The 12,019-nt window shown below is 41.3% G+C and carries 13 protein-coding genes; 5 read left to right on the top strand and 8 right to left on the bottom strand.

What is annotated here, in order from left to right; translation table 11 throughout:
* Positions 1 to 89: 89 nt before the first annotated feature.
* Together GJB62_RS21430 and rdgB are read left to right on the top strand one after the other, a co-directional pair.
* Entirely contained in the window at positions 90 to 1,526 is a 1,437-nt protein-coding gene (locus GJB62_RS21430; protein ID WP_114084955.1) for a phosphoglucomutase/phosphomannomutase family protein, read from the top strand.
* A gap of 86 nt (positions 1,527 to 1,612) precedes the next feature.
* Positions 1,613 to 2,191, top strand: coding sequence for an RdgB/HAM1 family non-canonical purine NTP pyrophosphatase (gene rdgB / locus GJB62_RS21425; protein ID WP_114084954.1), 579 nt, complete (start codon positions 1,613 to 1,615; stop codon positions 2,189 to 2,191).
* A gap of 112 nt (positions 2,192 to 2,303) precedes the next feature.
* Here the strand turns inward: rdgB and GJB62_RS21420 are convergent, their stop codons facing one another.
* The 6 genes from GJB62_RS21420 to GJB62_RS21395 all read right to left on the bottom strand — a co-directional run bounded on the left by GJB62_RS21420 (position 2,304) and on the right by GJB62_RS21395 (position 7,341).
* Positions 2,304 to 2,642, bottom strand: coding sequence for a P-II family nitrogen regulator (locus tag GJB62_RS21420; RefSeq protein ID WP_012410794.1), 339 nt, complete (start codon positions 2,640 to 2,642; stop codon positions 2,304 to 2,306).
* 345 nt (positions 2,643 to 2,987) lie between these two features.
* Positions 2,988 to 3,596, bottom strand: coding sequence for a cell division protein ZapB (locus tag GJB62_RS21415; protein ID WP_114084953.1), 609 nt, complete (start codon positions 3,594 to 3,596; stop codon positions 2,988 to 2,990).
* Positions 3,597 to 3,826: 230 nt separating this feature from the next.
* A complete protein-coding gene (gene thiD / locus GJB62_RS21410; protein ID WP_114084952.1) occupies positions 3,827 to 4,648 on the bottom strand; it encodes a bifunctional hydroxymethylpyrimidine kinase/phosphomethylpyrimidine kinase in 822 nt (273 codons plus the stop codon).
* A 258-nt stretch (positions 4,649 to 4,906) separates the two neighbouring features.
* Entirely contained in the window at positions 4,907 to 6,253 is a 1,347-nt protein-coding gene (locus tag GJB62_RS21405) for an FAD-binding oxidoreductase (protein WP_114084951.1), read from the bottom strand.
* A gap of 248 nt (positions 6,254 to 6,501) precedes the next feature.
* A complete protein-coding gene (locus tag GJB62_RS37560; RefSeq protein ID WP_181852926.1) occupies positions 6,502 to 6,837 on the bottom strand; it encodes a hypothetical protein in 336 nt (111 codons plus the stop codon).
* A gap of 21 nt (positions 6,838 to 6,858) precedes the next feature.
* Positions 6,859 to 7,341 (bottom strand): tetratricopeptide repeat protein, encoded by a 483-nt coding sequence (locus GJB62_RS21395; protein ID WP_114084950.1) that lies wholly within the window; start codon positions 7,339 to 7,341, stop codon positions 6,859 to 6,861.
* A gap of 313 nt (positions 7,342 to 7,654) precedes the next feature.
* Between GJB62_RS21395 and GJB62_RS21390 the strand changes: the two genes are divergently transcribed.
* Positions 7,655 to 7,843: a hypothetical protein gene (locus GJB62_RS21390; RefSeq protein ID WP_147262566.1), complete on the top strand. Its 189-nt coding sequence runs from the start codon at positions 7,655 to 7,657 to the stop codon at positions 7,841 to 7,843.
* Between the two features lie 505 nt (positions 7,844 to 8,348).
* Here the strand turns inward: GJB62_RS21390 and GJB62_RS21385 are convergent.
* Together GJB62_RS21385 and GJB62_RS21380 are read right to left on the bottom strand one after the other, a co-directional pair.
* Entirely contained in the window at positions 8,349 to 8,765 is a 417-nt protein-coding gene (locus GJB62_RS21385; RefSeq protein WP_181852925.1) for a response regulator, read from the bottom strand.
* A gap of 349 nt (positions 8,766 to 9,114) precedes the next feature.
* Positions 9,115 to 10,434 (bottom strand): CCA tRNA nucleotidyltransferase, encoded by a 1,320-nt coding sequence (locus GJB62_RS21380; RefSeq protein ID WP_114084948.1) that lies wholly within the window; start codon positions 10,432 to 10,434, stop codon positions 9,115 to 9,117.
* A gap of 86 nt (positions 10,435 to 10,520) precedes the next feature.
* On the opposite strand from GJB62_RS21380, the gene GJB62_RS21375 reads away from it, so the two are divergent.
* Positions 10,521 to 10,769, top strand: a complete 249-nt coding sequence (locus GJB62_RS21375; RefSeq protein WP_114084947.1) for a Ycf34 family protein — start codon at positions 10,521 to 10,523, stop codon at positions 10,767 to 10,769.
* 582 nt (positions 10,770 to 11,351) lie between these two features.
* A complete protein-coding gene (gene tsaB / locus GJB62_RS21365; RefSeq protein ID WP_114084946.1) occupies positions 11,352 to 12,005 on the top strand; it encodes a tRNA (adenosine(37)-N6)-threonylcarbamoyltransferase complex dimerization subunit type 1 TsaB in 654 nt (217 codons plus the stop codon).
* Positions 12,006 to 12,019 lie beyond the last annotated feature (14 nt).

Genomic DNA, 12,019 nt, shown 5'->3' with positions numbered 1-12,019 from the left:
TATTAGTACATACTTTTTACTAGATTCTTTTTTTACTCTGCACACTGTATAAATGCTAGAATCCTCAAGTAGACAGTTAGGATACCTAGATGCCAGTTGTAACTAACTCAATTAAGTTTGGTACAGACGGCTGGCGGGGCGTTATCGGTGACGAGTTCACCTTTGAACGTCTAGCCCTGGTCGCGCCAGTTGCCGCAAAAGTATTATATGATACGTATTTTTCTACGGTGGGTAGCCGGACAATAATTGTCGGTTACGATCGCCGATTCATGGCTGAAGACTTTGCTCGTGCTGTCGCCGATACTGTCAGTGCTGTGGGATTTGATGTGCTGTTGAGCGAGGACTATGCTCCAACTCCAGCTTATAGTTGGGCAGCAAAAGAACTCAATGCTTTAGGGGCGCTGGTAATTACAGCCAGCCACAACCCTGGTAAATATTTGGGTTTAAAAGTCAAGGGTTATTTTGGTGGATCGGTACCGTCGGAAGTCACAAAAAAGATAGAAGAGCAGTTGTCAGTGGGAGTACCTCTAGCAGCTACCCCAGGCAAGCAAGAAAAATTTGATCCTTGGCCTAGTTATACCCAAGCGTTAGAACGTAAAGTTGATATTGCCAAACTTCGAGAAGCGATCGCATCTGGCAAATTAACGTTATTTGCTGATGTCATGCATGGCGCTGCGGCTGGCGGATTGGCGAGACTACTAGGCAATCAAGTCAAGGAAATCAACAGCGAACGTGACCCCCTATTTGGTGGTGGTGCGCCGGAACCCTTGCCTAAATACCTTTCAAAGCTATTTGAAGTCATCAAGACTCACCGAGAAACCGATAAATCAGGTTTAACGGTGGGGTTGGTATTTGATGGAGATTGCGATCGCATTGCAGCAGTGGATGGAGAAGCAAACTTCCTAAGTTCCCAAGTATTAATACCGATATTAATCGACCACCTAACTCTGCGGCGCAGCTTTAGTGGTGAAATAGTCAAAACTGTTAGTGGTTCCGACTTGATGCCCCTTGTAGCAGCACTGCATAACCTGTCAGTGTTTGAGACAGCTGTTGGTTATAAATACATCGCTGACAGAATGTTAGTAGCAAAAGTGTTGCTAGGTGGCGAAGAATCGGGAGGAATTGGCTATGGCAGCCATATTCCCGAACGCGATGCCCTGTTGTCAGCATTGTACGTCCTAGAGGCGATTGTAGAATCTGGTTTGGATTTAGGCGAGTATAATCGCTACTTGCAAAAACAAACAGGGTTTACCTCTGCTTACGATCGCATTGATTTACCCTTAGCAAGTATGGAAGTGCGATCGCGTCTTTTGCAACAGCTGCAAACCAAACCCTTAACAGAAATTGCAGGGTTAGCTGTAATTGATTGCCAAACAATTGACGGCTACAAATATCGCCTCGCCGATCAAAGCTGGTTAATGATTCGGTTTAGCGGGACTGAGCCAGTTTTACGCCTCTACTGCGAAGCCTCGACAATTGAGCAAGTGCATCAAACTCTTGCTTGGGCGAAACAGTGGGCGGGGTAAAATTCATTATTAGTCATTAGTCATTTGTCCTTTGTCCTTAGTAAATGACCAATGACTAATTACCAATGACCAATGACTAATTACCAATGACCAAATTACTTGTAGTAGCCACAGGAAATCCAGGTAAATTGCGAGAAATGCAAGCTTACCTGAAAAATTCTGGTTGGGAATTAACCCTCAAACCTGAAGAATTAGACATTGAAGAGACGGGCGAAACTTTTGCCGCTAACGCTTGTCTAAAAGCGTCACAAATTGCTAAAGCTACGGGAAACTGGGCGATTGCTGATGATTCTGGCTTGCAAGTAGATGCTCTAAATGGCGCACCAGGGGTTTATTCTGCACGTTATGCCAAAACCGACTCAGAACGGATTGCTAGGTTATTGAAAGAATTAGGCAACGAGGTAAATCGACAAGCACAATTTGTTTGTGTAGTAGCGATCGCTCGTCCTGATGGTGCGATCGCATTAGAATCTGAAGGTATTTGTCGTGGTGAAATTCTTTACGCACCTCGTGGTGATGGTGGTTTCGGGTACGATCCAATTTTTTATGTGCAAGAGTTGCAATTGACCTTTGCTGAGATGACACGAGAGTTGAAGGGTTCAATAAGTCATCGAGGCAAGGCTTTTACAGCTTTACTTCCGCAACTGGAGAGAGTTAGGAGTTAGGAGTAGAGACGCGATTAATCGCGTCTCTACAAGAGTAGGATTTATGAATTCTGTTAAATCTTCATTCATTTATTCCTGACTCACAACCCATAACTCTTAACTCATAACTTTTTTAAACTGCTTCTGTGTTCTTTTCGCCAGTCCGAATCCGAATCACTTGCTCAACAGGCGAGATGAAAATTTTACCATCGCCGATTTCACCAGTGCGGGCAGCAGCAATAATTTTGTCTACCACCATATCAACCTGATTGTCGTCAACGACGATTTCCACTTTGAGTTTTTGCAAAAACTCAACGGTGTACTCAGAACCGCGATACCGTTCAGTTTGGCCTTTTTGCCGTCCGAACCCCCGAACTTCAGAAACAGTCATACCGACAATACCTGCGTTAACCAAGGCAATTTTTACCTCATCTAGCTTAAATGGGCGGATAATAGCTTCTACTTTTTTCATCTTTTTGACTCCTGACTTCTACTAGCTTCGTTTATATATCTAACCAGATCCTTTGTCTGAAGCTGTAACTACCAGTGCTTTTCCTAAAAGATATGTAATAATTACCACTTTTTTAAAGTGTAGATTCTTTGCTTGATGTTTGAGACATGAGAACCAGCAAGGATTTATTAATTAAATAATCTTTGAGGTTCTAATATAAAGAATTTGTTGTCAAGCTAGCATATTATGTAGCTTTTATAACCTAAAAATAGATAAATTCCACTATTTAGCAGATATCTTCAGATATTTAGAGAGTGATTGCAGAGAAATTGCTCGTTAGCCTGCTGCTGACTGTGGGAGTGTCAACTAACGTTTCTGGTGTTCAAATAAAGGACGTACAACAAAATATCCAGCGCTAAAGGCAGTAAGCATAATTAGCAAAATGGTGATGATTAACCACCAGCCATTAAGTCCCTTGGGATCTGACTCAGTAGTGGAATAATAACTTACTTGTTGCTCTTCTATAAAAACTGGTTCTTGTATGGGGAAATTAATTTCCATTACAGGTGTTGCAAAGTTTTGGCGGCGGCTTTTTTCGGGTGGGGCTTTGGAGACAGCAGGTGGACGCGGATGAGCAACCTGCTGGCGTGGAGGCGCTTGAGTTACTGGCACTTTAGCGGCGCTTTTCACATCGCTAGAAGCTTGGGTGGCTTGCTGATAGCTAGGCGCAACATGGGAATCCACAAAATTTTGCAAATGAGAAAAAGAATCAACAACTTTGATAATTTCTTGGCGTAATAGTTGATTTTCTTGTGTTAGTTGCTGATTTTGGGTAGTGAGTGCATTTAGCCTCGCCTGTGCTGCTTGCAACTCTGCTGACAATTCTCTGTATACAGATAGTGGTACAGAGGGAGGGTAGGCTTGAGTAGTCGGTGTTGGCGAATTTCTGTGAACAGAACCTATGGTTGTTCGCATCGGTGGCTTGGTATTAAAAATCAAGGTAAGTAGATCGTACAGAGATGCTAACAGAGATAGTCAGCCCTGAAACTATGCCCAAGAATAATAGAAAAATTCCGAAAGGGCAAAGATTTGTTATTTGGGCATTGGAAAGAAGCTGAGGGGCGGGGTGCGGGGGGCAGAGGGGAAAACTCTTCTCCTCTGCTCTCTGCCCAAGTTCTCAGTCCTCTTGATAACTGACTACGAGGTTAATTTCGTAACAATGGGAAGAAGTGTCCTACAGGGCCTTGCCCTTTGCCAATATCTAAGGCGTAAGTGAGTGCAGTAGTCACATACTCCTTAGCCTGTTGCACTGACGACCACAAGTCATTTCCCTTAGCCAGATTAGCAGCGATCGCAGCTGATAGTGTACACCCAGTACCGTGAGTATTTTTTGTCTCTACTTGCTGGCAAGTCAAAACTTCCAACTTGTCCCCATCAAACCAGATATCAACGCCACGCAAATCTCCCTGCATACCGCCGCCCTTGACTAAAACAGCCTTCGTCCGTAAAGTCTTGTGAATAATTTCAGCAGCAGCTTGCATATCCTCCACGGAATTAATTTCTAACCCGCTTAAAATCTGGGCCTCGTAGCGATTCGGCGTGATGATAACTGCCTTGGGAATTAGGGCATGGGATAGAGTCTTCACAGCATCATCATCAATCAATTGTGCGCCTGTACGTGACACCATTACTGGATCAACTACTAGATTCTCGATTTCTAAAGCTTCCACCTGCTGGGCAACAGCAAAAATAATTTCCTGATTGAGCAACATACCAGTTTTGGCAGATTGCACGCCAATGTCCTCAACTACTGCCTGAATTTGCGCCACAACAGCCTCTGTTGCTATAGCATCGACCCTTTTCACTCCTAGAGTGTTTTGTGCCGTGACGCAGGTTATAGCGCTAGTACCGTGGACACAGTGAAAAGCAAAAGTGCGTAAATCAGCTTGAATTCCTGCACCACCACCACTATCTGAACCAGCAATGGTTAAAGCAACAGGTATTCTGGAGTTTATTTCAGTATTCATTATTAAAGAGAAAATTTTGATACAGCAGAATTAAGGAGTCAGAATGGGCTACGCGCCCCTAACAGAAATAAAACACGCTTTATTGACTTAGCTTGTATATAACACCCAACTTGAAGTCTGCTGTATGTGTTTCTGTAGGTTGCTAAACCTCGTCTACCTTGAGAACCGTAGTTTTGTAGGTTGGGTGGAGTGAAACGCAACCCAACATTACATACAATATATCCTTTAAAAAACTCTAGGTTTCAACATAGATGAGATTTAATTTTGAATTGGTAATTGAATAACCTTGCTTTTACCAGGATTCATCAACCGATATGGGTCAACTATTTCTTTAAATTTTAACTGTTCAGGAGCAATAACTTTTCTGCCTCCGTCTTCCATAATATACGTGTGGGGATTGCCAATACTTACACCTTGTTCTTCGTGATAGCGAATAATTTCATTGAGGCGTTCTTCTGTGGTGTAGCGAACAAGTTGCAAACCAGCAATAACTACAGCACCGTTCAGGCGAAAAAATTCTAAATGCATCATCACTTCATCGCCAAAGTGATGATAGAACTGCTCTACCACTTGCAAACTGCAATGGCTAGGGAACATACTTTGTAAGTAGGTAATTGTAGTATCTACACTCCGGGCGTGTAAGGTAGTGTGGTTCCAGCTAAATTCTATTAAATGTGTTCCTTTGGCTGCTTCCTCGGCTGGTTTTTCATAAGTAATTTGGCCGCCATATTGCTGCACCAAACCCGGTAAGAATTCCAAACTCGATTCAGCAATTATCAAAGATACTGCGTGAGTCCCTTCAGGAATGTACTGTTGTAGGGCGTGAAAATATTGGGGTATTGGGGATGCAAAGACAGAAATCAACTTTTTAATCATGCCATCAGCATTACCAAGAGCCTGACCAAATTTTGCTGCTGTCATAAAGTCGTCAAATGTGACAATGACTTCTGCCCAAGGATAAGCTGGCCCCAATGGGATTTCTACTTCGGTAATGATGCCGTTAATTCCCCAAGCATGATTTACTTTGTGTATATCATCACCGCGTAATTCGATCACACGAGGTTCATCTTCTACAGTTACTACTCGCAGTCCTAAGATATTACCGCGATCGCTTAGTAACCCATATTGGATCGAGCCAACACCCCCACTTCCCCCAGCAATAAATCCGCCAATTGTCGCTGTGCGGTAAGTCGAGGGTGCCATCCGAATTTCCCAGCCAATCTCTCTGGCTTTTTTATCCAAAGCCGCCAACTTCACGCCAGCTTCTACCCGCGCCACCCCCGGTTTTATCCAAGGAATCCCTTGCATCCGGGTCATATCTAAGATTACACCGCCATGTAAGGGTACGCATTGCCCATAATTTCCTGTTCCTGCACCCCTCACTGTCACGGGGATACGGTGTTTCGCACAGGCGGCTGCAACTTTTAAAACCTCTGCTTCATTGGCGGGACGCACTACAATATCCCCGACTTTCCCCTCTAGTTTCGGTACCAGTACCGGACTAAAGTTGTGATAATCCTGGGATAATTTTGTTACTTGGGCAGAATCAGTAATGGTTTCTATACCTTCTAGAGAATTAATCAGGGCATCCAATTTTATCGTCATAGTTGATATCCTTTTTTTTGACGCATAGGGACGCACGGGTTCGCAGAGAATTAACTCCTCTGTGTTTTTAAATTTTAATTTTCATTTTTTACAGCACTTTCATGCCACTTATTTAATATAAATTGGTTTGCCTTTGAAGTAGGCAAGGATTTTAATTGCTGGGTTGGGATGTGTAATAAGACACCAGGGGTTTTTCTGGAAAATTGCTGCGACTGTAATTTTGGGAATACTTTCTGCTATGGCATTATTCACGGCATCAATGCCATAAAGAAATCTACCGTACCCCCCATCAATAATTGAGTAGCGCTGGAAAGCTGAAAGTTACTCATTTTGATATTGACATCTAAACCGTAGTCTTTGTAGATACCAGTAGCTATCACCTGGTAAAATTCGCCGTGTTCTGCTTGTGCTATCCAGTTTTTACCAAACGTAACTTTATCCAACTGAGAATTGCTAGTTGATGGTTGGTTGCTGTTAGTACAAGCAGCAATAACGCTGCTACCAATCCAGATAGAAGCATATTGAATAAAATTGTGGCGACTAAGGCGATGAATTGCTGTTGATGAGGGTGATGACAGATTCATAAAACAGTATGATGCTTTCTCCTATCTGCCGTTGTAGCTGAATCTAAATGTACATTCTAGAATCAACTTTTGATTCACTAGTGAATAGGGCTGAATTTCTAAAGCACGTTTAAAAGCTCGGATCGCTTCACCATATTCTCCTAGTGCTGCATAACACAATCCCATACCGTGAAGTGCCCCAAAATGTATCGGATTTATTTGTACAACCATCTGACAATCTGCCAGAGATTTTTGATAATCACCAATACTGTAATAGAGGAAAGCACGACGATTCCAGGCTTCGGCAAAATCTGGCTGGTCTTTAATTAGTGCCGTTAGCGCTGTTTCAGCTTCAGCAATTTCACCCGCATCTAGCAACTTTTGACTACGGTCAATTATTTCCAGCCCATAGATTCCCTTTTGCTGAAACCAGATCCGCCAAATTTTTCTGGTTGCTTTGTCCCGGACTGTAGCATCGGGGTTTTTCAACTCTTCAAGTAAGGAATTGATAGATAAAGAATCCATGAATTTGAAATCAGTGAATATACCTTTGTATTAACTTTCTCACAAAATATATCTACTGAGCCATTTTTAAAGTCATCTTTAAATTCACGCTGATTAATCGCTATTTATGAATTTCCTGTGTGCTTTATTGTATTCAGCAATATGACTAATATTAGACTCGATATTCAGGGTCATAGAAATAAAAACTCGCTAGAGGTAGTTGACGCATTCCTAGTGACTAATAGCGGAGAAAACATTCCTAAAGAAATAATGACTATGCCTAATTTGGGATTTACCAGAAATTAGCAAGCACTTTGGGATTACAGAAGCACAATTGCGTCGTACTTTATTTGAACAAACTGGGAGCATATTTATAGCGTTGTTGATGCGATCGCCTTTGAAGGTGTTGACCGTGCATATTCTCAGCGATCTGGCTGCGATCGCTTATCCTAACAAGCCGTTGATGAAGTCTTTGTGTTTGGTGCAGATATATGTAACTGTCTGCTTATTCGCTGCACCATAAGGTATCGAGCTGGGCAATATTATGATGTGATATTCTATACATATTTAATAGATGATAATTTGGAATAATATAGCTGTATTATTCCTGGTTTGGGAAATGCAGGCGATGTCTACACTTATTGGACACAAAATAAGCTGATTACCCATCAACAAATTACCATCAATGCAGTAATTAATGGGAGACTTCATTAACATTGATTAATAACTTTTACATTCCTCAAATTAGATAATTATTTTAAACAAATCCGTAATAAATATATAGCACAACTACAGAAAACAAAAGTCTCTCCGTCTATTTCTTGAACATCTACTATAGCGTTTCCTAGTCTGCTGAGGTACAAATCTCTGCGTACCTCTGCGCTTTACTTTGCGTCCCTTTGCGTTTCAAAATATTATCTGTACCTCACATAACTGGGAATCGCTATAAGTAAGTTAGCATAATAAAACCAAACTATGTAAATAAAAATGAACTAGGCTAAAACCCTATTGCCTTATCCAAACGACAATTATTTACGCTCACTTACTTGTAATATTGAATACTTAAGTTTTGAGACTGGAATATGCCGACTGATTACCACTTCTAATTGATTAAAATCATAGGGTTTAGTAATACAATCATCAAATCCTGCAAGCATAGTGGATTCATCATCTTGTACCTCTGTTAGAGGGGTTACTGCAATAATTGGGATAGTAGCAGTTTTTGAATTGTGTTTGAGGTCATCAATTACTCGGTTAGCACTCAAATTAGATAGCATCGTATCTAGCAGGATTAAATCTGGTTGATGAGTTTGTGCTAACATCACAGCCCTCACCCCTTGCTTGGTACAAATGCATGAAAAATTTAATATTCTTAGATGAGAATTAAGTAGCTCTAAATCATGTAGATTATGTTCTACAACCAAAATTAAAGGCATTCCATTCATTAGCAGTTAGTCCTATCCAAAAAAGGCTACGCATAAAGACTCCGCTTATTAGGAAAACCAAGAGGTACTTTTTTCTGGTATGTGCTTAAGTAAATATACGAGGGCGCATTCTGCCAACTAACTAGGCCATGAAATAAATAGACTGGTGTATAATCCATTAGGTTATCCATCTATGCTAAATTGCAAGAAAAACACAACATGACAATATCAAGCAAATAGTAGCATATATGATGCATGTACTGACAATATTGATTAAATAATCACGATTTTCTGGCTAGTACTACACCTAATTCCTTCAATTTAGCAGGGAGAAGGAACGCACCCTTCAAAACGCTAGATACATTGCTTTCTATTTCCCTTCTGCCTTTTCTTGTAATTGATGTGCAAAAGCGATCGCTTCTGTTGGCGTTGAGACTTTACCCTCAGCTTGTGCTACGGCAATTTCTGTCAAAAGTTGTCCAATGATTGCTGAAGCTGGAATATCTAATGCTATGATCAACTCCTTCCCGCTCACTAGTAGAGAGGGATGAGCAACCAGATCGTCAGGGTTAAGGTAGCGGTTGATTAAAAGTGTCAAGACAGGGCAGTCCCTTGCTTTGGTTTCCAAACTTGTAGCGACTTGTGGCTTGTCACCAGATATCGCCTCTACCAAATTATCAAGTGCCACAGCCAATACTGCCGCAGTGGGAAACACAATATCTGCGTCACGGAATAATAAATATTGTTCTCGCAAAGACATATCAACTACTTTAAACTGCGGTAACAATTTCAAAGCAGTGGTTACACCCCGAATTTCGGCACGACTATAAGTTAGTTGTTGTAGCTCTATTTCTGCTAATTCTGGATTGGGATTGACAAGACAAGCAAGTTTGGCAATACCTAACCAAGTCGTTTTGATACTATCGCGGACATATTCTTGGAGTTTTACGCCTAATTGTTGCCAATTTTCTGTGATTAAGGCGGCTGCATCGTCAACTGCGGCTAGTTTGCTCAAGCTTTCACGAGTAGCATTTTTGAAGAAAGGAGCAAGTAAACCATCTTCCCAAGCACTTGCAATCCAAGGAGTACCTTGAGAATTTGCCAGTAGATAGCCAATTTCTACCCGAACTCGTTCGGCTGCAACTTTGCTCAGATGTGATGCTAAAGAACAAATTGCAGTTCGGGTAGCTGGCTCAATAGTAAAACCTAATTGGGCGGCTTGGCGATAACCTCGCATTAAGCGCAAAGGATCATCTTCTAAGTTTGCGGGTGATATCATTCGCAAAATGCCCTGTTGTAAGTCTACATAGCCTTGTAGAGGATCGATAATTTCTTGTGTATGAGGATTATAGGCGATCGCATTTACTGTAAAGTCCCGTCTGTGCAAATCAACCTCTAAACTATCTCCTTCCTGTTGGGCAAAGTCGGCTGTGGCGTGGGGAAAAACCACACGAGCAATTTGTCGTTCTGCATCGAGTAAGACAAAACCAGCTTTGTAGTGATGAGCGATCGCTCTTGCTACCTTTACCGCTTTCGATGGTATAACAAAATCTAGATCCAGATATTCACGAGTTCTGCCAAGTAGCGCATCTCGCACAGCACCACCTACCATGTAAGCGGGTTGTGGCAAGAATTCTAAACTAAAAGGCCAATTTTCGGGAGCTAGGGTAGAAGGAATTGATTCAAGCATTGTAATAAAAATCAACCCAGCAACTCATGAATAACGGTTGGGCTTAAGTTAGATTAACAATAAAGGCCCCTGGAGTTGGTTCTATTATGTGTATTTGTGTGAACTGCCACTATGTAGACAGCTGTGTTACCTATCATGCCGTAGAAGGGCAGCACCAACAGCCTCACTTGACTGAAACACCCAGTTTTGATCCGAATGAACCTTCTATCAATGTCAATATTCGGACAAACGATGATGTAATTGAGATGGAATGGGATGTTGTTGGTTGTCTCAGCTTTAAACGGGAAACGGGTAAGTGGTCGAAATTGCGTCCTGGTGAATTAGTGCCGACTTGAAAAGTCAAAAGTAGTATATTATGCCTCAAGTCCATTAATAACAAAATCTTGACATTCTATCCCAAGTTTCCTAGTGAGAGTAAAAGTATTTAGTTTGACTTTACACACGTAGGTTATTCGTGGGGGTAGAGCGATCGCTAAAACCCTTTTTCTTTCGTTCAACCCCACGAAATGCCTGCGTTGTAAGCAATTTGAGGACGGTAGACCCTTATCCTATTGTCAATAATTTAAGCTGAATGACAGGTAAATTAGATACCTGCTAAAATGAACCCTTCAAAAATTGTCATAGTAAGGATTATAAAAGGGTAGAGTTTTTCAATTACTTCCCCTCATGAGGATAAAAACAAAGTGAAAATTCATAACTATGATGTGCTTGAATAGATAAACATCGTCTACCTTAAAAACCATAGTTTTGTAGGTTGGGTGCAGCGATCGCGTAACCCAACATAAATAAGGTGGTAATGTTGGGTTGCGTTTCACTCCACCCAACCTACATCAATATATCTTTTACAAAACCTAGGTTTCAACATAGATGAGGTTTATATCAAGTTAACTATATAAGAATCAATATTTTAATTAACTTTGACCACAGAAATAAAACACTTCACAACAAAATACGCTTTATCACTACACACCACCACTCCCGAATTAGGATTGGCAATTAGTAATTTTGCTGGTGAAAATCGCTCTCAAATTTGGAATTTGGGGCGTGATTTATCTAGCTTAATCCATCAATATTTAATTGACTTTATCAAACCGCAAACTTGGGCAGATTTGTCTTTCATTGCAGTTGCAAAAGGGCCTGGTGGCTTTACAGGAACTCGCATTGGCGTTGTAACTGCTCGAACTTTAGGGCAACAATTAGATATCCCTGTATTTGCAATTTCAACTTTAGCTGCGGTAGCTTGGGCAGAAGCAGGCAAAAGTCCAAATCCAAAAACTATTGCGGTGGAAATGCCAGCACAACGAGGTCAAATTTTTGCTGCTATTTATCAGTTTGAGCCAGATGTTTCTAACCTAAAAGTGTGTTTACCAGATAGAGTATTCACACCAGAAGCATGGCAGGAAACTTTAGGGAATTGGAACACTAATTATCAGCTAATTCAAGCAAAATCTGGGTTAGCAGCGACGGTAACAAGTATTTTAGAATTAGCTAATCTTGATTGGCAAAAGGGCAAGTGTCCTAATTGGTCAGAGGCTTTACCATATTATGGGCAGCATCCAGTAGAAACTTAACTGATAGTCACAGT

Source organism: Nostoc sp. ATCC 53789, assembly GCF_009873495.1.
GTDB lineage: Bacteria > Cyanobacteriota > Cyanobacteriia > Cyanobacteriales > Nostocaceae > Nostoc > Nostoc muscorum_A.
The sequence above is the reverse complement of the archived record's forward strand: the minus strand, read 5'-3'. Positions and strand labels throughout refer to the sequence as shown.